Here is a 25412-nt window from a genome sequence, read left to right as displayed (position 1 = left end):
GCTGCATTTTTTCTCTAAAATGCTCAGTATATAACGGTGCGAAACTTCAGTTAATTAATATAAATCTCTATTGTTATTGTTTTGGAGCATAATTGTCAAGTGTCTTAACCCCTCTACTTTTAAGCTTTTTAATCGCCCTCTCTTTCTTTTTGGGTGATTTCCCCAGAATCGATTCAGGCATTACATAGGTATCATATCCTAGTTCTTTTCCTGATATTAATGATTGATAAATAAATTCTTCAGCTAATAGACTAATCACCACAATTTCTTTGGCATTTTTTTAATTAAGGAAATAGATAACTCCTCAGTTGTGAAGGCATTGGATTTTTCTCTAGTTATGATATTCTAATCTATTATCAAATTCGTGTTTATTAGCTATGGTTGGTATACGAAAGCAAATCCAATATCTGTCATAGTAGAAGTTTCTTAGATAATTAACCTTAAAAAATGAATATTGATATTTATTTATATCGGAGAAATAAATTGTTTTTAATTCTTCTGGTAAGGAATTGTGAAATAAAATACACTACCACTATTTCCGGAGACCTCCTCAGTTTCACTATTTCCCCATATTTTTCCACCCAGCAGATTGACATAGGCTTTTGAGATGGCTAAGCCTAGGCCTGCTCCATCTTGTGCCATTTTATTGGCAATGTCAGCTTGTATAAACCTTTCGAAAACGGCCTCTTGTCGGTCTTTAGGTATACCTACTCCAGTGTCTTTTACATAAAATTCTAAGAAGTTTTCTTTTAAATGATAGCCAAATTCTATATTTCCTTCTTGAGTATACTTAATGGAGTTTTTCACCAGATTCGTTAGGATGGCATATAGTTTTTCAGTATCAGTTTTTATATTTACAGATGTGTTGGGGAGGGTATTATTTAGATTTAGTTTTAATCCTTTTTGTTCTACTTCTGTTTTAAAGAAATTATAGATATACTCGGTTTGCTCATTTATATTAGTGTCTTTAATAATAGCTTCCATTTGACCTGCTTCTATTTTAGAAATATCAACAATATCATTAATAATATTGAGCATTCTGTGCCCTGCTCTTTCAATGACTCCAATATAAGTCATTTGTTCCTCTCCAGTAAGATCGGGTTCTTTGAGAAGGTCTGAAAAGCCTAATATTCCATTCATTGGTGTTCTAATTTCATGGCTCATATTGGCCAAAAATGCTGATTTTAAACGATCGCTTTCTTCTGCCTTTTCTTTGGCTTTTAAAATTTCGTCTAAATATCTTACCCTTTCAATATATTGGCCTATATTATTAACAATAATTTCAAGTGTAGCAATTTCAGACGTTGAATAGGCATCTAGGTTATGATAATCTTGTACTACGATAACTCCAATAACGTCATTTTGATTACTCATTTTAATAGGGATTCCTAGCCAAATTGCCATTTTGTCGCCATAGCTTTTTACCCCATATTTTTCCCATATCAGTTTTTTTGATTCTTCTTTTATTAGTTTAGTTTTTCCTTCTCGTCTTACCCAGTCAGTGTATCCATTTTCAATATGGAAGTGCTCCTGTGGTTCGCAATCATCAATCTCATCTTTATAATAAGGAAAGGTATAAGTATTAGTTTTTTTATGATAAAAAGCCATAAAAAAATTTTCTGCACGAATAATGTTTTTAACCTTTGTGTGCACTTTATCTAAAAAAACATTTAAGGTTATAGTTTGATCAGAAATTTGAGATATTTCTAAAATCGTTTTATGTGCTTTCTCCAGTTGTTTTTGCTTAGAAACATCTTCTGATAGTTTTAAGAAATTTGTAATGTTTCCAGATTCATTAAACACAGGAGAGATAGTCACTGATTCCCAATAATTTTCACCATTTTTCTTTTGATTGTGAATATCTCCTCTCCAAATATCTCCAGAGTTGATGGTATCCCAAATTTCCTTCTCTTGTCTCTTGGTATGCCCTGAAGTTATGATGAATGTTTTAATAGTTTTAGCTTCTTTTAAGGTATAGCCTGTAAGTTTGGTAAATTGTGGATTTACATATTCGAGGAGCCCTTTCTTATCAGTAATAGCAATAATTGATGGGCTTTGCTCGATGGCAGTGGAGAGCTTTAGCAATTCTTCTTCATGGTTTTTTCTTTGGGTGATATCGCGCATGATACCTTCGTGATATAAGGTTTCAGTTTTTTCATCATAATTGAGCCAACCATGGTCTTCAACCCATATTTCAGAACCATCTTTCTTTTTCATACGATAGATTCCTCTTTGCTCTTGTTTTTCTTTGAGAACAACACTTTCTCTATCGGCTACTTTAAAGTATAGTTGAGTTTTGATATCTATGGACATCAGGTCATCTTTATTAAGGTAGCCTAACATATCAACCAAAGCTTGATTCACTTCAACAAACTTACCGTCTTTTGTGCTCTTGTAAACCCCATCGGGCATAACTTCCACTAAATTTCTATAAACAGCTTCACTTTCTTTAATAGCCTCTTCAGAAGTTTTACGATGTGTAATGTCTTGGCAAAACCCTATGGCAGAAACCGCATTATTATTTTCATCAAATTCTATATCACACTTCTCACGGACCCATTTCACCTCTCCGTTGTTTATTATTCTGTGCTCTATGTCGTAGGATTTTCCTTTTAATGCTGCACCCCATTCTGTGTCAACATATATTCTATCATCTGGATGCACGCAATTAATAAATGTTTCATAATTTAAAGGAGTTCCGGCAGGAATACCAAAGGTGTCGTAGTTTTGTGCAGTCCACTTTAGAGTATTTTTCTTAAGGTCTAATTCCCAAGTTCCAATTTTACCAATACTTTGAGCTTTAGTTAGAAATAGTTGCTGTTCTAGTAATTTATCTTGAGCTGCTTTATAATCACTAATATCAATATGTGTTCCAATGAACCTGATGGGTTTGTTAAACCTGTCTCTATTGGTTATTTTCCCTTTTGACCTTATCCATTTATAACTACCATCTTTACATAATAATCTATGTTCATTTAAATACTCTGGCTTATCTCCATCAATATGTCTTTGTATATCTTTGTATGCCTGTTTTTTATCATGAGGATGGACAAGTTTATCCCAGAAATCAAACTTATGAGGCACTTCATCACTTTTATATCCTAACATGTTTTTCCACTGCTCGGAAAAGTAGACTTCGTTGGTTTGCATATTCCAGTCCCATAAACCATCGCCATTGCCTTCAATAGCAAACTGCCAGCGCTGCTCACTTTTTTTCAATTCTTTGCTTAATTCAAGCTGCTCCATTCTTTGTTTGGTCATTTCTGAAATGACTTTGGTCATATTGAGCAAGAAATCCATTACATTCCTTACCTGTTTTTTATTTACAATGGGAACTTGTTCTAAAGATTTTATATAGGCTTTTTCATCAAAGTCATATGTTTGGGCTTGATTGATAAAGAATTCCATATTTGGTTTTTCATAAAAAAACTGACCAGTAAATATGTTTGCAATATGTATGCCCTGAATCTTTAAAGGTACTGCAACATCTATAAGTCCATTTAAACATTGATAGCTATGATATTCTTCACCAGAGGCTAATTTGTTTGCAATTCGCGTATCACTGATTTCGCATTTATGTGCTGTTTCTTTATTTGTTCTGTGAAAACGCACACAAATATTTCGCCAACCAGATTGACATAAGATGTTCCCATCCAAATCAAGTATAGCAGTAACAAACCCCGTAGTTTTATTAAATCCATCGAGTAATAAACTTACCTGTTTGAAGTCTATGAAGTCTAATAATTTATTTTTTGCCATTGAATTGCAAATAAAAATTGTTCTTTTGTGTGAAGTTACGAAAAAAATTGAAATATGGTAAATAAATTCCTTTGGTTCTAGGCTGAATTCGTTTGAACTGAATTAGATCAATTTGTTTTCCACTTGTTCTTAGATCTATTTAAATCCCTATTTTTGCTTTAAGAAATATTCCATGCGAAAACTAGAAAATATAAGAATCTCAACCGCTATAGTCATTTTTCTCCTAGGTGGTGTAATTGTTTCAGCTCAAGGAATTATAGGTTTTGATACCACAAAAAAGATAATTTCGTCCAGTCTGATGAGTGAGGAGATTGATGCTGATACTTTGGCTATTGAGGAATCAAGCCCCTTAGATATTTCTAATGACAGAGGACTCTATTTGTTGGCGCCTGATGGTAATATGCAATTGCGTATTCTAGGCTCTATTCGATTTTCTACATTTTATGACATGGTTGAAATGCCTGTGAAAAACTCTTTTAGTACCTATTATATTCCAACCGGGGAGAATAATATAAGACAACCCAATTATTATAATACATTAAACGAATCCAGAATTGGCTTTGAGGTCAAAAGGAAAGTAGGTAAACGAGTTATTTTTGGTAGATTAGAAATGGATTTCAATGGTAATAATGGCCAATTTAGAATTAGACATGCTTATGGACAGATAGGGAACTTATTATTTGGTCAAACCTGGTCTTTATTTAGTAATGTTTCCTCCATGCCAGCTACTGTGGATGGAAATGGGCCAACAGGGAGTGTGATTTTAAGAAACCCTCAAATAAGATATTCCACACGTGTAAATTCTAACATGGAATTTGCAGCCGCTTTGGAGTATTCTATTCCTGATTTAAGTACTCAAGATTACGATACCTTAGAATTAGAAACTATTCAGCTGGTGCCTGATTTAACAGGAAGGATAAAACGCAACGGTGACTTTGGAGATATTCAATTGTCAGTTGTTGTGAATACGATATCAATAAAGGACCCAACATATAATGTGACTAATTTGTTTGGCTTTGGTAGTTCCTTATCTGGCGTTTTTAACTTGCCCGAGGGTCAGAATATCAAATACCAAGCTACATACGGAAAGTCTATTTCACATTTTATTACTACTTTCTCTGGAACTGGTAATGATGCTGTTTTTAGTCCAAGTATAGGTAGATATGAAAGCCTTTATTCTTTTGGAGGATTTCTTTCCTATGGATTCGATTATAACGAGAGAATTACTTCCAGTGTTTCTTTAGGCTATGCTAATATTTTCAATAAAGAATATCAAGCAAATAAAGCCTATAAAAATAGTCTCAGTTTATCCTTTGATGCTTTTTGGGAAATTATTCGGGGAGCAAGGGTAGGTTTTGAATATGCTTATGGTCGGAAATGGAATTTAGATAATACTTCAGGAAGAGCAAGTCGCTTCTGGATGCTTTTCTATTATGATTTTTAGAAATTATTGATGTATTTCTTCTCGTAAGATTGATAATTATTCGTATTATTATTCTCTCAATTAATAATCCAAAAAAACCAATATGGATCCCATGCAAAAACAAACAAAATCAATCCCTAATATTGTTCTCTTTGCCGCATTTATAATAGTAGTTGGTGGAATGATTTATGCGGAATCTATTATCACCCAATTTTTGATGGCATTCTTTGTTTCAATCGTTTTTGCTCAACCCATTATTTGGTTAAAGAGAAAAAAAGTCCCCCAAAGTTTGGCTATTCCCATGGTCTTTTTATTGATTATTGTGGTATTTGTTGGTTTCGGAGAGCTTATTAGTAATTCTCTTTCATCCTTCTCAAAAAATGCACCCTTATATGAGCAAAATCTCACCGAAATGGGAGTCGCTGTTATGGAGTTCATGAAAGGTTATGGAGTCAATTTGTCCATGGGTAAATTAACCAATATTTTTGATCCTTCAAAAGTGATGAATCTGACTGCGGGGTTTTTAGGTCAATTGGGTGGTTTTATGGGGAATGCTTTCACCATTGTTTTTTTAGTCTTATTTTTATTATTTGAATTAGATAGTTTCTCCATAAAATCAAAGGCCATAGCCATTAATACTAATGTTTCGATTTCTTACTTTAATACTATTGGAAATAGCATTAGGAATTATTTATCCATTAAAACCATAACTAGTTTGTTAACGGGTGCCATGGTATGGATATCATTAGCCATTCTTGGCCTTGACTATGCCATCATTTGGGCATTAATTGCTTTTCTGCTGAATTATATTCCTAATATTGGTTCCATAATAGCCGCAGTACCTGCTGTTTTATTCGCCTTAATTCAATTGGGATTTATAGGTGGGATCTGGACTTCTGTAATTTTTGTTGCTGCCAATACGATAGTAGGAAATGTAGTAGAACCTAAGATGATGGGTAAGGGAATGGGGCTATCTACTTTTATCGTTTTTGCCTCCTTATTATTCTGGGGATTTATTTTCGGAACTGTAGGTATGTTCCTCTCGGTACCATTAACTATGACCATAAAAATTATGATGGAACAAAGTTCTAGAACCAAGTGGATAGCTGTAATTCTTGGAACGGAAGAAGATGCAAAACAGGTGATTGAAGGAGGACAAGCGGGTGAAGAATCGTAAGACAATGTAAAGAATTGTAATAAATTGTAAAGTATTGGAAGTCTAGTACATATTCTTTGCGACTTCGCGGCTTTACTTGAGATAGGTTATTTTACCAGCTTAACTTTGAACCTAAGCTACAAGCAAAACAATTTTAAAATCAAAAAATGATTCAACAAGTAGAAATAGAATTGCGCCCCAGAGCAAGAGGATTCCATTTGATTACAACAGATATTGAAAGGGAAATCAGATTGCCAAAAAATGGTATATTGAATTTGTTCTTAAAACATACATCTGCAGGCTTAACTATTAATGAAAATGCCGATCCTAGTGTCAGAGTCGATTTTGAAACTGTTTTCAATAAAATGGTTCCTGAAGACGACCCCGATTATGTTCATATTTTTGAGGGAGCGGATGATATGCCTGCACATATTAAGAGTAGTTTGGTGGGTGTTTCTTTAAATATCCCCATTCACAATTCTCGTTTGGCTTTAGGTATTTGGCAGGGAATTTATCTTTGTGAATTTCGAGATCAGGGTGGTCCTCGTAAGATTTTGGCTACTATTTATTCTTAGGTTTAATGATAGAATGTAGAAATGGTAGGATGAGGGAAATGGAAAAATAAACAAATCGACTTAAAGGATTCAAGAAATCAATTATTGTTTCATTCGTTCATTGATTGGAATGCTCAAGCTATTAAATCATTGTATCGCTAAATCATTTATTTTCTACCCTTTGAACACCTGCTTTTGCCTTTGCCCTAATTCCTCTTCTATATTCTGAAAAATCCAATTCTAGGCATTGCTCATAATAATCCTCCGCTCTTTTGAACTCTTCTAGTTCCTCGGCCATTTCTCCCATTTTTAAAGCGGCATTAGCAGCGAAATATCTTTCACTGTTTTTACCTTCTTCTAATGCCAATACATAGGCTTTAAAAGCTTCAGGGAAACTTCCCATTTCGTGATAAACTCTAGCTTTTCTATAATGATATTCTAGTAATTGATCTTTACTTAAAAGATAGATATTGACCTTGTCCAACTCCTTTAAAGCGCCTTTATAATAATGTCCATCGAATTGTAATCGACAGCGAAGTAATTGGAGGTGGGGTAAATCCTTTTCTTGTGCTGTTTTGGCTTCTTTCTGGGCAGACTTATCTGAATCTAACAGGCTAGCGCCTTCCGTTATCAGACTCCTCATATGAGCATAATATGCTGCAGTATCGCCTTGTATAAATCTACTCCATGCTAAACGTTGATAAGCTGTTTTTTTATAATTTTTACCCGGATAACTTTCAATATATTCAATCAATACAGAATCGGATTTGGGATTAAGTTGATAGAGATAAGCTTGGCCCAAAAGAAAGCTAGGATAATAGAATCGAGTTTCTAAAACTTCTGGCGGGTTTAATAAATGGGCTATTGCTTGGTCGTTATCTTTCTTTAGCAAAACCACAGCCATAGAAAAATGTAGGAGGGGACTGTTTTGAGCAAAGCTGGCATAAGGTTTCGTGTAATAGTAATTTAGTAACTCGGTAATACGAGTGGTGTCAGATTGTAGATTGAGTCGGGCGAAAGTATAATAGAATAAGGCTTCTTGACTAAAAATATGGTTGGGTTTGCTTTCGATTTGCTTTTTGATTTCTGCCAGACCTTGGTCAATGGTTCCATATAAACCAAGCATTTCCATGGCCCATTGGTATTGGTCGGGAACTACGCCAATCATGGCATGTAAAATGCCAATCCCCATATTATCGGCTAAAAATTCTGGATAAAGTTTCTTATTTTCTTCTAGCAGATGATAAGCGCTATTGATTTCTGTAGCAGCAATAAAATACTCGTCGAACAAAACCCGCGAAAATGCCCACTGCAACTTGATTTGCGCTTGTCCCGATAAAAACCAGGGACTCTCCTTAGGACCTTTTTTCCAAAGACTCAATCTTCTCTTTTTCTCATCGGAGAGCTCCTCAAATAGTTTTTGATCCTCCTCTAAAACGATTTTTAAAAAATCCTGATAATTAGAAAGCAGAACAGGAATGAGGTTATTGGGCTTAGCTTTTACTTCTTTATCTATATAAAATTCGGCGCTGTCCAATTGCAGAAACAAGAGCTTTTCATAAGCCTTTTCGCAATTTTTATTAAAATCATAATGATATTCTTGTGAAAAGGAATGGTTCCACAAAAGCAAAAAGAAAACAAATGATATCAGCTTTTTGATCATCTATTGTGCTTCCTTTGTTTCTAATAAACCATCAGCGTTCATCATTTTTTTAATCTCTTTAAGTGTTGAGTTTATATTGCTGATACTAAAATAGACACTGTCGCCATAAACTAAAACTGGATAACCTACTCCTGCTTTTTTTTGCCTCGGTTTTTTATTGATGTATTGATACATCATAGGTCTGTTTTCTTTTACCGCATATTTAGTAAAAGGCATATCGTGTGTTTCAAAATAATTCTGAGCTACGGAACACTTTCCGCAGCCATCATTGGAGAAGAATAAGAGCTCTTTCTTGGCTTCTGAGGATGTTTTAGGTTTTATATCTTGAGAATAAACACTCACTCCAAGAAAGAGGATGAAAACAATAAAATAAGCTTTCATGATTATTGATTTGGGTCTTCTTTTTTAATAATCTTAGGCAATACAGCGGCTATGGGATGGAGAATACTAGCACCAAGATTTTTTGAACGCTCTGGGCTCCATCCGAATATTGGATCTGGATAATCCGCATTATCCTTAAATGGCATTTCTAGGGTTAAAGAAAGACATTTGAATTTTTCTCCAATGGCTTTTGAGCAAATATTTAAATTGGCTTGGCCAGGATCATTAATAGGGTAGGCATGTTCATCTTGGAAGTCTGGGTTAGTAGTCATCCAAGTTTCTTTAAAAGTATCTAATTGCTCTTTCAAATAGGCATCGAAACTAGGGATTCCTTCAATAGAAGAAATGAAATTATAAGGCAATCCTTCATCGCCATGAATATCGAGCATTAAATCAACCCCAGTCCACTCCATATTTTGAAGAATATGATATACCTCGGGCATGGTTACTGGATCTGGATTTCCCCATGCTCTATTTAGGTTTTCTCCCGCTGCATTGGCTCTTAAATTTCCAGCAATGCTACCATCAGGATTCACATTGGGGATGATATAAAAAACAGCTTCATCTAATAGCTGACGCACCAAGGCATCATTAGAATCTAGCATTCGCTCCATGAATCCTTCAACAAACCATTCTGCCATACTTTCGCCAGGATGTTGGCGAGCAATCATCCAAACTTTCTTTTTGGTTTCATCGGTATCATCTCCCAATACAATCATGTCGATATCTCTACCTTCCACCGTTTTTCCAATATGCTCCACAAAAGCATAAGGCATCATTTGAACAGAACTAACCAAATTCAAATGCTGGTCGTGAGTATAAGGAGCAAAATACGCCACAAACATGCTGTTGAACTCAGGCATAAACTCAATGGTCAGCTTTTTTCCATCGTAAGAAGTAGGAACTCTAAACCAAGTGATTCTATCATAAGAAACCACAGCTTGGTAATCTTCCCACCCTTCTGGATAGCTAGCTTCAGACGCATTAAGGATGTCTATTTTTAAATCCATGCCCTGAACTTCTTGAATTCTGAAATAGAACCATTGCATAAATTCAGCATTGGTATCTTTTCTTAAGTTCAATTGAATATTTTGAGGGTTTTGAGCTTCTATAACTTCTATGCTTCCACTATCAAAAGCAGAACTGATCTTTATAAGTGACATGTGAATTGTTTTGTTTAATGCAAATATAGAAGAATTAGAACAGAGCGCCTACAATTGAAAATGAAATTTGCGCTGATCTCTACAATGTTTTCGTATTGTAGAGACAAATATTATACAAGTGGATTGGATTTCCAGCCATCGATACTGAACTCCACCAATTCTTTAATTCCAGAATTTTTCAAAGTTTCAATAACAGAATCGTAGGCGCCATTGAGTTCGTCGGGATGATGCGCATCGGAGCTAAGTAATATGGGGATAGCCATCTTTTGGGCTTTTAAAGCAACCTCAGGAGATGGGAATAACTCTTGACAACGGCCTTTGTATATCCCTCTGGTATTGACTTCCAAAATGGAACCCTGACGTTTCATGCTCGTTAAACAAGCTTCTACTAAATCTTGATACCATTTGTCTTTAGTACTAAAAAGGCGCTCTTTGTTGTGCATCTTAATCTTATCCAAATGGCCCACCACTTCAGGCTTATGCTCCTCTATCATTTCTATGTTTTGCTCGTAGAAACATGTAACTCCTTTTTTGATATCGCCATCAAATATATCTGCCAATCCTTTGTCCCAAATTTGTTGATCTCCACCATCAATAAACCATGTTAAATCTTTAGTTTTATGATAAACCAAGTGAATGCTACCAATGATATAATCCATTTTGGCTTTTTGGCGAAAGAAATCGAAGTCATAGGATTTTCCAGGGATGAAATCGGCTTCTAAAGAAGTGAAGATATGGAGCTTATCTTTATATGTTTCTTTCATTAACTCCACCTGCTGAAAGTATTCCTCAAGCTTTTCTATAGGAATAGAAAATGAGTTGTCAAATTTAACGGGAGCATGATCTGAAAATCCTAAAGAATGAAATCCAAGTTCAATAGCTTTTTCGCAATAGGCTTTCATTTCGGCTTTACCGTCAGAATATATGCTGTGGGTATGGAAATTGGAATATATCATGCTTTTTTATTTTTTTGCAAAGATAAGTCAATCAAGCTAAATTTTAGGTGAACATTGTCTTAAAAAATCGGAATGTGATGACTGTTTTTGTTTAAGAATAAATCCCCCCATATCAATTGACTGCTTAAAGAATCAAATTACTATCTTTGCCAAAAATCACTAAATGATTAAACTTTCAGTTCTTATCATTACTTTTAATGAGGAGCGAAATATAGGTGCTTGCATTGAATCGGCTAAAGAAGTAGCGGATGAGATTGTCGTGTTGGACAGTTTTTCCACTGACCAAACGGAGGCTATTTGTAACTCCCATCAAGTGAGATTTGTTCAACATGCTTTTGATGGCTATGTGGAACAGAAGAATAATGTATTAAAAGAAGCCAAGTACGATTGGGTTTTGTCTTTAGATGCCGATGAAAGAGTGGATGAACAATTGAGGAAATCCATCCTGGAGGTCAAAGAAAACCCTAAATTCGATGCTTATAAATTTAATCGATTATCATTTTATAATGGAAGATGGATCAAACATTCAGGATGGTACCCCGATGTGAAAATCAGACTTTGGAATAAGGATTTGGGACAGTGGGGAGGTCGGAATCCTCATGATGAGTTGATATTGAAGCCGAATAGTAAAGTGAAGCATTTAAAAGGCGATTTATTACATTATTCTTTTTATTCCTTGGAAGATCATATGGCCCAAACCAACAAGTTTTCTAGTATAGCCGCACAAACCCTTTTTGAGGAGGGTAAAAAAATAAATGCTCTGAAATTATATTTCTCACCTTTCATTAAATTTTGTAGAGACTATGTTAAGAATATGGGTTTCCTTGATGGTTGGGAAGGCTTAACCATTTGTAGGATAAATGCCTTAGGTACCTATTTAAAATATGCCAAGCTGAAAGAGCTTTATAGAAAAGATAAATTAAGTAAGCTTAACAAATAAGGTTTTTAAGCCTCAATAATAAAATGCAATTTTGTAAATAAATTTTCCTGATTATGATACTTGACTTTATTACTTGGACTGTCGACCCAGAAATTTTTGACTTAGGATTTATTGCCCCACGCTGGTATGGATTATTATTTGCCTCTGGTTTTTTCTTCGGATATATTATTATGCTCAAATTCTTTAAGAAAGAAGGCGTAGAAGAAAAAATATTGGACACTTTGACTACCTATATGTTGGTGGCTACTGTGGTTGGTGCGAGATTGGGTCATGTTATTTTCTACGATTGGGCTTATTATAGCAAGCACTTAATCGAAATTCTATACGTGTGGCAGGGTGGTTTAGCTAGTCATGGTGCTGCGGTCGGAATTCTTATCGCTATTTATATCTTCTCCAAAAAGGAAAAGCGAGGATATCTCTGGACCATGGATAGGATTGTGATAGTTACGGCTTTGGCAGCGGTCGCCATAAGAACGGGGAATTTAATGAATTCTGAAATCTATGGGCACGTAACAGATTTACCATGGGGTTTTATCTTTGTTAGAGATGGACAAACTGATCCACGTCATCCTACTCAAATTTATGAGGCTTTAAGTTATTTAGCCATATTCATTTTCCTTATTAAATATTACTATAAGAAAGACGGAAAAACTGCCGATGGTTATTTATTGGGAATGTTCCTGATATTAGTATTTGGGATGAGATTTTTTATCGAGTTCTTAAAAGTGAATCAAGTTGATTTTGAGGAGGGTATGACCTTAAATATGGGCCAAATATTGAGTATTCCTCTTGTAATTGGAGGTGTATATTTAGTCTATAATAGTCGGAATAAAGCTTAGCTTTTTATTGCTAAACTCAATTACATCTGGCATAAATAATCTGAAATCTTTTTCCAATTCTTCATAATGAACTTTTAGCTTTTGTACAGCAATATCCATGTGCCCTTTTTCGCTTGTTCTTCTATGCATTCCCAGAAAAACTTGATGAAGTGGTTCAAAGTGACCATAGGTTCCTAACCAATTTCTCAGTATCATAAATGGAGCGATCCTCTGAGCTCTAGCAGGTAGTAGTCTGTATTTTTTAATCATTAAAATATAGATATCATTCACTGTTTTTTGTAATTCGATATCAGAAAATTCAGACCAATATTTTGCCAAAAAATGATCGTAATAGATATCGGCAACGATACCCGCATAACGATTAAAATAAGGTTTAATGATTTCGCAAGAGTGTTTAAAGTCCAAATGCGCATCAGTAAACTCATCAATAGAACGATGTAGAATCAATCCAGTACGAATGTCTTTGGGATAATTTTCATAAGCATTTCCCTTCACCATATCACCAATTAGATTACCTAAGGCAATTTCTTTATTATTACCCGAAAGGTATATATGTGCTAGAAAATTCATTGGGCAAAAGTATGATTATTTGTTTGGCTTTCATAAACCCTACTCAGCACCCAGCACCCAGCACCTAGGACACAGATGATACGGATATAGCGGATTAGCACTGATTAAAGAATGAAATGCCACCTCTCCACCTCCCCAACTTTCCAGTTCGCCAACTCTTTAATCTCCCATTCCCCAAGTCTTCGAGTTCCCTAGCACCCAGTCACCATCACCCAAAATCATTATTCTTAATTCAAAAACCTACATTTCTTTTTGTTACCTTTATCCTCTTTTATCGTCCAAACTGAAAAGACATCCTCATGATATATTTGAAGCTGATTCGCGAAAGTTATTTGTTTGCTGTTAGAGAGCTGGTAGTCAATAAAACACGTACCTTTTTATCCTTATTGGGGATTACCATTGGTATATTTGCTATCATCTCAGTATTCACTGTTTTTGATTCTTTAGAGAAACAATTGCGAGATAGTGTGAGTGCTTTGGGTAGTAATGTGCTTTTTGTTCAGAAATGGCCTTGGATGACTGATGGGAATGCACCTTGGTGGAAATATATGAATCGTCCTCAACCTTCTTTAGAAGATTTAAAAATCGTTGAAAAGAGAAGTAATCTTACCGAAGCGGTGGCTTTTTCTGTTTATAAGAGAAAAACCATCAAGAATGGTAATAATCTGATGGAAAATATGCAGATTCAAGGAATAACCTACGATCACAATAAAGTGATGTCGGTTGATATTGGTATTGGGCGGTATTTTACTCGTTCCGAAAGTATTAATGGGAGGCAAGTTGCTTTAATAGGTAGTGAAATTGCAGACAATCTATTTCCAAATGAGGATGCAGAAGGGAAGACCTTTAAAATTGGAGGAATGAAAACCTATGTGATAGGGGTAATGGAAAAAAAGGGGGAGGATAGTTTTGGTAATTCTCCTGATAAACAGGTTTTTATCCCTGTGAATTATATGAAATCCTTTGTGGATTTGCGATACAGTGGAAATGCACTGATGGTGAAGGGAAAGCCTAATATTACCAATGAAGAATTGAGAAGTGAAATTACTGGTATACTGAGAGCGGCGCATAGAATAAAACCTGGTGCCGATGATGATTTTGCTATTAATGAAACTTCTGTGATTTCTAATCAGTTCGATCAGTTTTTTGGTATGTTAGCTGGTTTAGGATGGGTAATTGGAGGCTTCTCACTTTTAGTAGGTGGTTTTGGAATTGCCAATATCATGTTTGTATCGGTGAAAGAAAGAACCAATATCATAGGTATTCAAAAATCATTGGGGGCAAAACGGTATTTTATTCTTACTCAATTTTTATTTGAAGCAGTTTTCTTAAGCGTCTTAGGGGGGCTTTTTGGTTTGTTCTTTGTATTTATTCTTGGAATGGTGGCCACCTTTGGTTTCGATTGGGAATTGATGCTCAACGAAGGGAATATTATATTGGGTATTTCTGTTTCTTCTATCATTGGATTGATTAGCGGTTTGTGGCCAGCGCTTAAAGCCAGTAAGTTAGATCCCGTTGTAGCTATGCGTAGCCTATAATCAGACTTGATATTTATGAAGCAGATAAAAAATATTCTAGAAACAGAAAAATATATTCGTGGTATTCTGGAAGGTGAGGGTAGTGGTCACGATTGGTGGCATATTCACCGAGTAAGAAATAATGCCATGAATATTGCAAAGGCATATGAGGTGGATATTTTTATTGTAGAAATGGCTGCTTTGTTACATGATATTGCCGACCATAAACTTAATGGAGGTGATGAAGAAATTGGTCCTAGAATGGCAGGGGAGTGGCTGGATAAGAACGAGGTAGGTGAGTCGGAAAAGAATCACATTTTGCTCATTATGCAAGAAGTTTCTTTTAGTAAAGGAAAAGTACCAGCTACTTTGGAAGGAAAAATAGTTCAGGATGCCGATAGGCTTGATGCCATTGGTGCCATAGGTATTGCCAGAACTTTTGCCTTTGGAGGCTTTAAAAAACGCGAAATCTATAATCCCGAAATACAGCCCATAAAATATGCAAGTCTAGAGGATTATAAGAAGAATACCAATCCAACGCTCAATCATTTTTACGAAAAATTGTTGCTGCTAAAAGATATGATGAACACGGAGGAGGCTAAGAAAATAGCTCAGCAGCGACATGATTTTATGGAGACATATTTAGAACAATTTTATGCAGAGTGGGAGGGAGAATTATAGTTCTGATGAGCCTGCAATTCTAGTTAACACCTTAACTTCTCAAGAAATCTATTATTTTTGCTGCATGACAAAACTTAGTTCGAATACTCTTTTAGCAGACTCCTCTACCAGAGGTTTGTTATATATGATGATTGCCGTATTGTTGTTATCATCACCCATATTATTCCTGCCTAAAGAGCAAGCTACATTTTGGATCAATGGTTTGAATACTCCTTTTTTAGATTTATTTTTTAAATACATCACCCATCTTGGGGATGGTTTGGTATTCATTCCGGTCTTTATATTTCTCCTATTTAGAAGTTATGTGAAAGCCGGATTTTTCGCATTCTTCGTTATTCTTGAAGCTCTTATAGTTCAATTGGTATTGAAAAAGGGAGTTTTCGCCCATCTAGATCGCCCCATGGCCTATATTCAAGATTTTGATTTATTACATCAAGTAACTGGCGTTCATTTACATGGTCTCCATACGTTTCCTTCCGGTCATACTCAGAGTGTATTTCTAGTTGCATTCTTCTTAGTATGGGCATTAAAAAAAGGTCCAGCCATCAATCTTCTCATTCTTTCCATAGCTGTCTTAACAGGCCTGTCGAGAGTCTATATCCTCCAGCATTTTCTAATAGATGTGTGGTTTGGAGCACTCATAGGTTTCGGGCTTCCTTTTATTACTATCTATTTATTGCAATGGTTTGGGAAGTTTCCTTCTTCGGAAAAACGATTGATTTTTTGGAAAGAAGTAATGAACGGTAAGTGTTGACGTTCAGGAATTATTTACAACCCAATATGATTACAAATATAATCACGCAGAGGCGCAGAGGCGAAAAGAGTTTGGAGTTATGCTATAAGGTATTACCTAACCCATTAATTAATCATTCTCTCATTCTTTCATTGAATTATTCTTTGTTCCCTTAAACCACCACCCGATGCACTCCAATCTTATAGGGCTGATCTATTAACTCAATAATACGCATATAATCCTCCTCATTTTTTACGAAGTCCACATTATTGGTATCCAAAATTAGGATTCTCATATTCTGCTGCTGACGAATAAACTCAAAATATCCCGACTGAATTTTCTCTAAATATTCATCCTCAATATTTTGCTCATAATCTCGGCCTCTTTCCTTAATATTGGCTTGTAATCTATCAACAGACACATAGAGGTAAACCAATAAGTCAGGCTTTGGAATGGAGGAGTTGATGATATGAAATAAACGCGAATACAATCCGAAAACATCATCTTGTAAGGTCTTTTGAGCAAAGATGAGTGATTTATTGATGAAGTAATCGGAAACAGTGAAGTTTTTAAATAAATCTTGCTTTGAGAGTTGATCGGTGAGTTGCTGGTAGCGCTCTGCTAAAAATGACAATTCTAGAGGAAAAGCGTATTTATCAGCTTCTTTATAAAACTTAGGTAAGAATGGATTATCAGCAAATCCTTCTAATATGATTTTAGCATTATAATCTTCAGAAATCATAGTGGCCAAAGAGGTTTTCCCTGCGCCAATAGTTCCTTCTATGGCTATGTAATTATATGTATTCATTTATCTTTTTTACCTCTGATTGGTCTTTGCATGTACTCAATAATTCACTCATGCTTTTTAATTCTTGTGGATGAATATGTTGCTCCATGATTTCATTTAATGGAATGAGCACAAACTTCCTTTCTTGTATGCTCACATGTGGTATTTGCAGTCTTTCGTCATGGTATATGAGCCCATTATAAAACAAGAGATCAATATCTATACATCTGGCACTATAATTTCCATTCTTGCTTTTTTCTTTTCTTCCTATATCAAATTCAATACCTTGAGTGATGTTTAAACAATCTGTTGGGCTATACTCTGTTTCTAAAACTAAAGCCATATTATAAAAATCCTCCGAATCAAAACCCCAAGCAGCAGTTTCATATATTGAAGATTTTTTAATGACTTTACCCAATTTTTTTGATAATAGATCTATGGTTTTCTGAAGGTAAAATAATCTATCTCCCACATTTCCACCTATTAATAAAGTTAGCTTGTTTTTCATCACTCGAAAGCAAATTTAGAAATTAGAGCTTAGGATTTTATAAAGAATTATAAATATTTATTAACGAGGAATTGGAAGGCCGTACTTTTAGAGTTGAGGAGTCCTTGCCAGATTAATTCTTTTTATGATTTAGTGAAGATTCTCTGTTTCCAAGTCACGGATTGCATAGAAATAGCGAAATTGGAAGAGTCTTTCTAAGAGGTTTTCTAACTTTTGATCATATTGAGGGTCGGTGGCCCATTTTCCCTGAAGGGCATAGATGGTAGTAGCAGAGCCTCTTTTTACAAATCGGAATCTTTTATCTACACTCTTGTGATTTATGTTTTCGATGCTGGCATAGGCTTTTAAATGCTGAATATGCGCTCTGATTCCTGTTCTGACATCAGGAAAATACTCCCCTGCTTCACGATTCCCTGTGGCACCTAAACCGCAAAAATTATTTTGATGACTTTTTACATCGCCCCCATATTTTAAAAAACCAGTTTCTAATATCATCTGACAGAATGCAATATCATGATTCACTCCTTCAGCTATACTTTCTTCCACATAAATTTTAGCCATCTGATTTGCTTGGTCAGATTTTATTTTTGGGTTATAGAACTGCAGCATAGCAGATAAATGATCTATTTCACTTTTACCTTGATCCATAATAAAAACCGAATAGTAATTATTTGGGGTAAAGCCCATGTTTTCCGGCCTAAATGGCGGATTTGCAATGGCTATCATCATAAGCATCATGCCTATAGTTATGGATATGATTTTTTGTAACTTCATTAAGTATTCGTCGTCATACAAATATCAAATATTCAAGATGGAATAACAGTATTAAGCTTTGGTTTCTATTCACAGCGAATTGTTGAAACTGGATAGCATGTCGAGCCTAAAAAACCTGTATATTCGCATAAACAAAAAATAATAAAATGGGACAGTTTTTTAAATTTACATTGGCTTCCGTATTGGGAGTAATTTTAGCCATCTTCCTTTCTATTTTTATATTGATTGGAATGATGACCGCTGCGATTTCGGCAGGTGATGAAGAAACCGTAGTAGAAGAGAATAGTATTTTAAGGATAAAGTTGAATTATCCTCTTAACGATCGTTCGGTGAATGATCCTACTTCAATAATGAATCTCTCAGACTTTGGAAAAGAGAATCCTGGTTTGAATGAGATTATTAAAAGTATTGAAAAAGGAGCTGAAGATCCAAATATTAAAGGTATTTATCTAAACGCACCTGATGTTAGTGGAGGTCCTGCCCAATTAGAGGAAATTAGAAAAGCCTTATTAAAATTTAAAGAGTCTGGGAAATTTATAGTGGCTTATGCTACTGGTTACGGTCAAGGAGCTTATTATTTGGCTTCCGTTGCCGATGAAGTTTATCTTCATCCTGAGGGGATGATTCTTTTTAAAGGATTTGCTTCCGAGATGATGTTCTATAAAGGCTTATTTGAGAAATTAGATGTGGAAATGCAAATCATTCGTCATGGCAAGTTTAAAGCGGCTGTTGAGCCCTTTATGTTAGATAAGATGAGTGAGTCGAATCGCGAGCAAAACACTGCCTTATTAACTTCTCTATGGTCAAATATTTTAAATGAAATATCGGCCTCTAGAAATATCAGTATTGAAAAATTGAATGAAGCTGCTGACCAATTAAGCCTCGATAACCCTAAGAAAGCTTTAGAATTGAAATTTATCGATGGAATAAAGTATCCAGATGAAATTTCAGCTCTTTTAAAAGAAAAGACTGAAAAAGCAGAGGACGATGATTTAGAATTTTTGAGTATTGGTAAGTATAAAAATTCTGCTTTCTTTAAAGAAAACACAGTCGCCAAGGATAAAATTGCGGTGATTTATGCTGCTGGTGAAATTAAAGCTGGAAAAGGTAATGATACTTATATTGGAGAAGAAAATATCCGTAAAGCAATCATTAAAGCTCGTGAAGACGACAGAGTAAAAGCCATCGTCATGAGAGTAAATTCCCCAGGTGGCTCTGCTTTGGTATCTGATTTAATTTGGAGAGAAGTTACATTGACAACACCTGTGAAGCCTGTAGTTGTTTCTATGGGATATGTGGCTGCTTCTGGAGGTTATTATATCAGTTGTGCTGCCGATTATATTTATGCCGACCCTAATACCATCACTGGTTCTATTGGAGTATTTGGTATGATTCCTAATGTTAATGGTTTTATGACCAATAAATTAGGAATTACTTTTGATGAAGTATCTACCAACGAAAATGGGAACTATATCACCATTAATAAAGCATTAACTCCTTACCAACGTGAAGTCATTCAAAGTAGTGTAGAACGTGTTTATGATAGTTTTATTACAAAAGTGGCTAAAGGTAGAAATATGACTAAAGAAGATGTAGATAGAATTGGTCAAGGTAGAGTATGGAGTGGTAGTCAAGCTATAGAAATCGGATTAGTTGATGAGTTAGGAGGAATGAATGAAGCGATTGTAAAAGCAGCTGAGTTGGCAGAAATTGAAACTTATAAATTAAAAGAACTTCCAGTACAGAAAGACCCATTTCAACAAATTTTGGAAGACTTAACCGGACAATCTTCTTCTATCATGATGAAGCATTATTTAGGCGAAAAATATAAATATGTGGAGATGATGGAGAATATGGAAAATCGTGCTGTTATTCAAGCTCGTTTACCTTTTGGAATGTCTTCTATTAAATAGAAATTTTACAATGACGATATACAAAGGCTTTCCTGAATTCAATTCGGGAAAGCTTTTTTTACATCTAACTTCGTGCTTCAAATCATTTTAAATTTTACCCATGGATATATTTCAACAGAAGAAAGCCTTAAGAAGAAAAGTGAAGGAGCTTAAAAGTCAACACACTTTAGCGCAAAAGAAAGAATTAAGTACTTCAATCCTTAAAAAAATAGAGGAGTCTTCTGTGTTTAAATCTTCAGATATTGTTATGGCTTATTGGTCAATGGATGATGAAGTATTTACTCACGATTTTGTAATGAAGTGGGCGGAGCAAAAGCGTATTATCCTTCCGGTAGTTAATGGGGATGAATTAGAGTTAAAAGAGTTTAAAGGAGTCGATAAGCTTATTGCAGGAGAGAATTTTGGGATTCCAGAACCTAATGGGCCGATTTTTGAAACACCAGAGCAAATTCAGATGATTATTGTCCCAGGTGTAGCCTTCGATAAAAATAATAATAGAATGGGGAGAGGTAAAGCCTATTATGATAAGCTCCTCCGAGCAAGTAAAGCCTATAAGCTAGGTCTCTGTTTTAGTTTTCAAGTTTTTGAGGAGGTTCCTTTTGATGATTTGGATGTTCAGATGGACAGTGTTGTCTATTAATTTTAATGCTTTTTAGGAAGGAATAAGATCCAGAAAAGGCTCCAAGAAAATTTCTTGAAACCTTTCTAAATATATTTCATTAAAAACTAATCCAGCTCAATTTCCCAAACCAAATCTCCAAAGGTAAGGGTAGCGATTCTATCACATTCTCCATCACCAAAATCTAGCACCAATAAAAACTGATTCTGAATCAATAATTCCATGGTTCCTGATACCGCAAAATGACACATGGCTTTTACTAGTATGGGTTCTGTAATGGTATTTACATAGGTTTTTCCATCTCTATGGGTTCCTGTGGAACCTCCAGTCAGTAACCATTCGTTATCCCACCAATAAGTAGGGTTTTCTATTCCTTTGGTCCATTCCCTATTGTGAATACTTTCTCTTGTGGAAGCTCTTCCATCGGGAAAGGTGATTTTACCGCCTGTAAGTGTGGCCTCAAAATTTAGGTTCTCTGCATCATTAAGACCTTTGTTGATAAGGGTTTTTGCACCTTCAATTTTATGCTCATTGATATAGAATTCTTCAAAGCTGATACTACGAAACGAACCCGGATATTGAATAGGAGCGGTAATCTCTATGACTATTTTGCCTTTTTTTAAGGCACCATGGTAAGTTTCGCAATAGGAGTCCCCATAATCTATGGTAATAGTTCTTGGAAAGAATACACTATCAGGATGTTCTACTATGATTAATGGGCAAGTATCTGTTACTGATTTATAGCCATTAGATTCAAGAATATTACCTGCATAATCGATATCACTATCAATGGCATTCCATAAAACATCTTCAATAATATCACTTTCTCCAGAGTCTATCAGTTCTTGATTTTCTGCTTGAGTATCCTCTGTTTTTTCACAAGAATAAAAGGCAAAGAAAGAGATCAGCAAAGCTGTGATTAAAAGAATTTTCGTTTTCATAATAGGATAATTTTTTATGTTGGATGAGAAATTTGCCAAAGGTTTCATTCATCTTTTACAAATCGATTGAACTGTAAACGCAATGTTTTTCTCAATATTGTTATTTCTTACAAGAATTATTTCAATTCAAAGTTGATTAACTTAGTTTTATATAGAGAATCCATATTGATTCCTATAGGTGCTCCTTTAGTCATAGCACCTAACCAAGCACCATAAGTTGGGTTGGGAAGAACAATATAGGTAGCGCCAAATTCATCCACTTGATTGGCAGCCAATTCATTTCTAGTTTTCGTGTTTTTATCATCATATTCAGAGCTGAAATCACCGAGGTTATCCCCACAAAGAATGATAATATCATGGGTTTCTCTTACCTTGTTTCTTCTCTCTTCTTTATCACTTGTAGAAGTGCGAAGCATAATGTGAGTTTCATCGGCGAATGGAAAACCATGTGCTTGTAAATTCTTTAGGGTAACGGCTGTTAAATGAGCTTTTCTATTACTGATATAGAAAGTTTCTACACCTTTGGTTTCTGCATATTTTAAAAAGGCTAAGGAGCCAGGAATGACTTTGGCTTCTGCTAAATTACACCACTCGTCCCAATATTTAGGATAGTTTGTGTTTTCTAATATACTTCTGGCTGCATGAGGAGAATTATCTAAAACCGTTTCGTCAATATCTACAACAACCGCTAGCTTTTTACTACCCTCGTAATTCTCTACCTTCTCATCTAAACTCAAATGGGCGCTGTTATAAGCTTGATAGCACAGTGCTTTATACTCAGCAGCTCTTTGCACAAATAATGTTGAATAGAGGAGGGCATCATTATCTTTAACATCCTCTGTTTTGGTTTCACATTGGCAGGAAAATATCATCATTCCTAAAACAGGAACTAATAATATAAGGAATAATTTCTTCATTTGATTTCTATTTTGTTGAGTTGATATTAATGGATGGCAAAGATAGTTTATATTTTACTGAAATTATTCGAATGGCAATGATCATGCTGATGGTGATGGGGAGGCTGATTTCATGAGGAATATCTAAGGCATTTAATCCTACAAGAGCTAAAGCTCCAATCATGCATGCGGTGGCGTATATTTCCTTACGCAGAATAAGGGGAACGTCATTATTGAATGTATCTCTAATGACGCCACCAAGAACGGCAGAAATGACTCCCATAATGATGGCAAATCCCCAAGAGATATCCATAGACAATGCTTTTTCCATACCAATAATGGTGAAGACCCCTAATCCAATAGAATCGAATAGGAACAAAGCCTTTCTCCATTTGAGCACATGCTTGTAGAGTAAGAATGTGGTGATAACGGCTAGGAAAATGGTGATTAAATAACTGTAATTGAGCATCCAGTCAACAGGTTGTATGCCGATAAGAAGATCACGAACAGTTCCACCTCCTAGTGCTGTAATAAAAGCGACAAAAAAGACGCCAAAGAAATCATAACGTTTCTCTGCAGCTGACAGGGCTCCCGATACTGCAAAGGCAAAGGTGCCTAGTAAATCTAATATGTTTATAAAATCCCAGATCATAATCTGGCAAATATAGCCATATTCATAAAAAAACAAGCCAGTAAAATTTTTACTGGCTTGTTTCATTTGCTGAATAATTTCAGCAGTATTTTAAGTTGAATTAACGGTACCTATAGGCATCTTCACCTAATTTAGGTCCACGTCTATCGTATTCACTTTTAGTTCATAGGCTAATGTCGATACCTATACTAACACCAAAAGTTTCCTTATCATAAGTTTCAGTATAATTGACAATGTTTTCAGCATCTAAAACATATGTTTCATCATAAGTTTGTTCTAAATAAGAAACATAATAAGCACCTAATTGAGCGGTGAATTTATCATTTATTTTATAAGCAAAACCACCACCAAAAGTATTAGTAGAAAGGCTAAAGCTTAAATTGCTTTGATAATCTTGATTCACGCCAGTTCTTGTTAAAAGAAGTCCAGCACTAGCTAATAATTTCTCAGTAATGTCATATTCTAAACCTAAACCATATTCCATGAAGTTTTTATCTATTAAACTGAGGTCAGCATCATCTTTTGCCCAACCCGCACCTTTATCAAAATAGGTAATTAAACCCAGTTGAACTCTTAATGGATCAATGATTTCATACTGAGCACCTATAGAAAGCATGGCAGGAATATCAGCATTTACTTTATCACCATCAACAAACATATATTCTTTTTCTCCAGTTGTTGGATCCATTCCCATTACAAAGCCTTTATTATCATTTACTTCATTGGTTAAATCCATGTTAGTTTGGAATTCATATTTAACACCGAAGTTCAATTTGTCTTCCATTAATGAAATATTTACACCTAGAATAGGAGTGATTCCACTTCCTTTTTGAACAATATCGGCTTCTTGATCAGCAGTGATAACGCCTAAATATGCAGCTTGTCCAGCTAGCATTTGAGAAGTTGCAGATAATTCAGCTCCGGCTTGATAATAGGCCCCTTGAACCTGTCCAGCATTCATGGCATCAATTTGTTCTTGAGGAACCCCAGCAGCAGAAAGGCCACCTTCTAATTGTGCTCTTTGCGCAGCTGTAATCATACCTGCACCTTCAAGTTGTGCTAATGTAAAGGTTCCACCGCCACCATCAATAATAGGTTGCATTCCCTCAGCAGCTCCATTAGCCATTACAGCACCACCAGCAGCTTGGTCAGAAACTCCTTGTACATAAGCTCCTGGAGCAGCATCTCCTGAAGGAGTAGTAACAGTTACATTTTTGATATAACCTTCGTAAGTATTTTTAGCAATGATATATCTTGCTCCAGCAAATACAGAAATATTTTCATTGATTTCATAGCTAATACCTGCTTGGACTCCCCAATAGATAGAACTTCCTTGAAATCTCATATCCATATTGTATCCAGTAACTCCAAGAGGTTGTAAGGCAGGAACTAGACTTGAAAAAGGAACTTCCATCAGTGGAACTCCTTTGTCAAATGTTGCGCCACCGCCGCCACCAACAGGATTGAAGCCTACAGAAACAGCTACTTTACCTTTTTTCCATGCAGCATATACTCCAGGAAAAACGGGAGCAGAAATGGTACCTTCATAAGAAGAGTTGTTCAAATGAGGAAATTTGTTTTCAATGGTTTGAGTTTGCCAAATAGATTGGTTGTTAATGGAAAAATGAAAACCATCTCCAAATTTTGTTAAAGCAGCAGGATTATAGAAAACAGCATCTATATCAGTAGATGCATTTCTCATCATCATTCTTGTCCATGCTGTACTTTGATTGGTGTTGTGCACCAACCCCCCTGAAAAACCTATCTGTGTAAGCATTAAAAAGCTTACAAAAACGAGTAATTTTTTCTTCATCTTAGTTTTAGTTTTGTTTGAATTTGACCGCAATATACGTTTTTTTTGGAAAAATGAAACCGAAGAGTCGAAAACTGCTTTTGCTCTTGCTTCAGCTTTGCTATCACTTCTTGTCTAATAACCCGAGTTCGATTATAAAAACAGAGCTAATTGATCGTCTTTCTCCATATCATA

24 protein-coding genes are annotated in these 25412 nt (G+C 35.3%); 10 read left to right on the top strand and 14 right to left on the bottom strand.

What is annotated here, in order from left to right:
* Positions 1-73: 73 nt before the first annotated feature.
* Positions 74-259, bottom strand: coding sequence for a hypothetical protein (locus HNS38_RS16445; RefSeq protein WP_172346735.1), 186 nt, complete (start codon positions 257-259; stop codon positions 74-76).
* Positions 260-489: 230 nt separating this feature from the next.
* Positions 490-3759 carry a PAS domain S-box protein gene (locus tag HNS38_RS16440; protein WP_172346734.1) on the bottom strand — a complete coding sequence of 1090 codons (3270 nt, stop codon included), beginning with the start codon at positions 3757-3759 and terminating at the stop codon, positions 490-492.
* A 172-nt stretch (positions 3760-3931) separates the two neighbouring features.
* Here HNS38_RS16440 and HNS38_RS16435 point away from each other — a divergent pair, with 172 nt between their 5' ends.
* From HNS38_RS16435 to HNS38_RS16425, 3 genes are all read left to right on the top strand, one after another.
* A complete protein-coding gene (locus tag HNS38_RS16435; protein WP_172283592.1) occupies positions 3932-5203 on the top strand; it encodes a DcaP family trimeric outer membrane transporter in 1272 nt (423 codons plus the stop codon).
* 91 nt (positions 5204-5294) lie between these two features.
* On the top strand, positions 5295-6359 hold the full coding sequence (locus tag HNS38_RS16430) for an AI-2E family transporter (protein WP_172283594.1): 1065 nt from the start codon (positions 5295-5297) through the stop codon (positions 6357-6359).
* A gap of 146 nt (positions 6360-6505) precedes the next feature.
* Positions 6506-6913 carry a secondary thiamine-phosphate synthase enzyme YjbQ gene (locus HNS38_RS16425; RefSeq protein ID WP_172283596.1) on the top strand — a complete coding sequence of 136 codons (408 nt, stop codon included), beginning with the start codon at positions 6506-6508 and terminating at the stop codon, positions 6911-6913.
* 142 nt (positions 6914-7055) lie between these two features.
* On the opposite strand, the gene HNS38_RS16420 is transcribed toward HNS38_RS16425, so the two are convergent.
* The 4 genes from HNS38_RS16420 to HNS38_RS16405 form a co-directional block, all read right to left on the bottom strand.
* On the bottom strand, positions 7056-8555 hold the full coding sequence (locus HNS38_RS16420; protein WP_172283598.1) for a tetratricopeptide repeat protein: 1500 nt from the start codon (positions 8553-8555) through the stop codon (positions 7056-7058).
* Positions 8556-8936, bottom strand: coding sequence for a hypothetical protein (locus HNS38_RS16415; RefSeq protein ID WP_172283600.1), 381 nt, complete (start codon positions 8934-8936; stop codon positions 8556-8558). It lies immediately after the preceding gene.
* A gap of 2 nt (positions 8937-8938) precedes the next feature.
* Positions 8939-10099 (bottom strand): M14-type cytosolic carboxypeptidase, encoded by a 1161-nt coding sequence (locus tag HNS38_RS16410; RefSeq protein WP_216663758.1) that lies wholly within the window; start codon positions 10097-10099, stop codon positions 8939-8941.
* A gap of 110 nt (positions 10100-10209) precedes the next feature.
* Positions 10210-11055 carry a histidinol-phosphatase gene (locus HNS38_RS16405; protein WP_172283602.1) on the bottom strand — a complete coding sequence of 282 codons (846 nt, stop codon included), beginning with the start codon at positions 11053-11055 and terminating at the stop codon, positions 10210-10212.
* A gap of 163 nt (positions 11056-11218) precedes the next feature.
* On the opposite strand from HNS38_RS16405, the gene HNS38_RS16400 reads away from it, so the two are divergent.
* Entirely contained in the window at positions 11219-11995 is a 777-nt protein-coding gene (locus HNS38_RS16400) for a glycosyltransferase family 2 protein (protein ID WP_172283604.1), read from the top strand.
* 56 nt (positions 11996-12051) lie between these two features.
* Positions 12052-12834: a prolipoprotein diacylglyceryl transferase gene (gene lgt, locus HNS38_RS16395; RefSeq protein WP_371742960.1), complete on the top strand. Its 783-nt coding sequence runs from the start codon at positions 12052-12054 to the stop codon at positions 12832-12834.
* On the opposite strand, the gene HNS38_RS16390 is transcribed toward lgt, so the two are convergent.
* Positions 12805-13404 (bottom strand): ACP phosphodiesterase, encoded by a 600-nt coding sequence (locus HNS38_RS16390; protein ID WP_172283608.1) that lies wholly within the window; start codon positions 13402-13404, stop codon positions 12805-12807. The two genes, lgt and HNS38_RS16390, sit on opposite strands and share 30 nt — an antisense overlap.
* A 299-nt stretch (positions 13405-13703) precedes the next feature.
* Between HNS38_RS16390 and HNS38_RS16385 the strand changes: the two genes are divergently transcribed.
* The 3 genes from HNS38_RS16385 to HNS38_RS16375 all read left to right on the top strand — a co-directional run bounded on the left by HNS38_RS16385 (position 13704) and on the right by HNS38_RS16375 (position 16356).
* Positions 13704-14942: an ABC transporter permease gene (locus HNS38_RS16385; RefSeq protein ID WP_172346733.1), complete on the top strand. Its 1239-nt coding sequence runs from the start codon at positions 13704-13706 to the stop codon at positions 14940-14942.
* 15 nt (positions 14943-14957) lie between these two features.
* Positions 14958-15602 carry an HD domain-containing protein gene (locus HNS38_RS16380; protein ID WP_172283610.1) on the top strand — a complete coding sequence of 215 codons (645 nt, stop codon included), beginning with the start codon at positions 14958-14960 and terminating at the stop codon, positions 15600-15602.
* A 64-nt stretch (positions 15603-15666) separates the two neighbouring features.
* The gene (locus HNS38_RS16375; protein ID WP_172283611.1) at positions 15667-16356 is read left to right on the top strand and encodes a phosphatase PAP2 family protein; all 690 of its coding nucleotides are present in this window, start codon (positions 15667-15669) and stop codon (positions 16354-16356) included.
* Between the two features lie 151 nt (positions 16357-16507).
* Here the strand turns inward: HNS38_RS16375 and HNS38_RS20280 are convergent, their stop codons facing one another.
* From HNS38_RS20280 to HNS38_RS16365, 3 genes are all read right to left on the bottom strand, one after another.
* The gene (locus HNS38_RS20280) at positions 16508-17143 is read right to left on the bottom strand and encodes a deoxynucleoside kinase (RefSeq protein ID WP_216663757.1); all 636 of its coding nucleotides are present in this window, start codon (positions 17141-17143) and stop codon (positions 16508-16510) included.
* Positions 17130-17630, bottom strand: coding sequence for a 2-amino-4-hydroxy-6-hydroxymethyldihydropteridine diphosphokinase (gene folK, locus HNS38_RS20275; protein WP_216663756.1), 501 nt, complete (start codon positions 17628-17630; stop codon positions 17130-17132). Before folK ends, HNS38_RS20280 begins: the two co-directional genes overlap by 14 nt.
* Positions 17631-17759: 129 nt before the next feature.
* Positions 17760-18404: a glucosaminidase domain-containing protein gene (locus HNS38_RS16365; protein ID WP_172283612.1), complete on the bottom strand. Its 645-nt coding sequence runs from the start codon at positions 18402-18404 to the stop codon at positions 17760-17762.
* Between the two features lie 146 nt (positions 18405-18550).
* On the opposite strand from HNS38_RS16365, the gene sppA reads away from it, so the two are divergent.
* Together sppA and HNS38_RS16355 are read left to right on the top strand one after the other, a co-directional pair.
* Complete coding sequence (gene sppA / locus HNS38_RS16360; protein WP_172346731.1) at positions 18551-20317, top strand: signal peptide peptidase SppA; 1767 nt, start codon at positions 18551-18553, stop codon at positions 20315-20317.
* A gap of 100 nt (positions 20318-20417) precedes the next feature.
* A complete protein-coding gene (locus HNS38_RS16355) occupies positions 20418-20957 on the top strand; it encodes a 5-formyltetrahydrofolate cyclo-ligase (protein ID WP_172346730.1) in 540 nt (179 codons plus the stop codon).
* Between the two features lie 86 nt (positions 20958-21043).
* On the opposite strand, the gene HNS38_RS16350 is transcribed toward HNS38_RS16355, so the two are convergent.
* From HNS38_RS16350 to HNS38_RS16335, 4 genes are all read right to left on the bottom strand, one after another.
* Positions 21044-21877 carry a hypothetical protein gene (locus tag HNS38_RS16350; protein ID WP_172346729.1) on the bottom strand — a complete coding sequence of 278 codons (834 nt, stop codon included), beginning with the start codon at positions 21875-21877 and terminating at the stop codon, positions 21044-21046.
* Between the two features lie 116 nt (positions 21878-21993).
* Positions 21994-22794 carry a 5'-nucleotidase, lipoprotein e(P4) family gene (locus tag HNS38_RS16345; protein ID WP_172283616.1) on the bottom strand — a complete coding sequence of 267 codons (801 nt, stop codon included), beginning with the start codon at positions 22792-22794 and terminating at the stop codon, positions 21994-21996.
* 7 nt (positions 22795-22801) lie between these two features.
* Positions 22802-23491, bottom strand: coding sequence for a trimeric intracellular cation channel family protein (locus HNS38_RS16340; protein ID WP_216663755.1), 690 nt, complete (start codon positions 23489-23491; stop codon positions 22802-22804).
* A gap of 97 nt (positions 23492-23588) precedes the next feature.
* The gene (locus HNS38_RS16335; RefSeq protein ID WP_172283618.1) at positions 23589-25238 is read right to left on the bottom strand and encodes a hypothetical protein; all 1650 of its coding nucleotides are present in this window, start codon (positions 25236-25238) and stop codon (positions 23589-23591) included.
* Positions 25239-25412: the final 174 nt, after the last annotated feature.

It is taken from the genome of Lentimicrobium sp. L6, from assembly GCF_013166655.1.
Lineage (GTDB): Bacteria > Bacteroidota > Bacteroidia > Bacteroidales > UBA12170 > UBA12170.
Note: the sequence above shows the minus strand (reverse complement) of the source record. Positions and strands in the feature narration are given on the sequence as shown.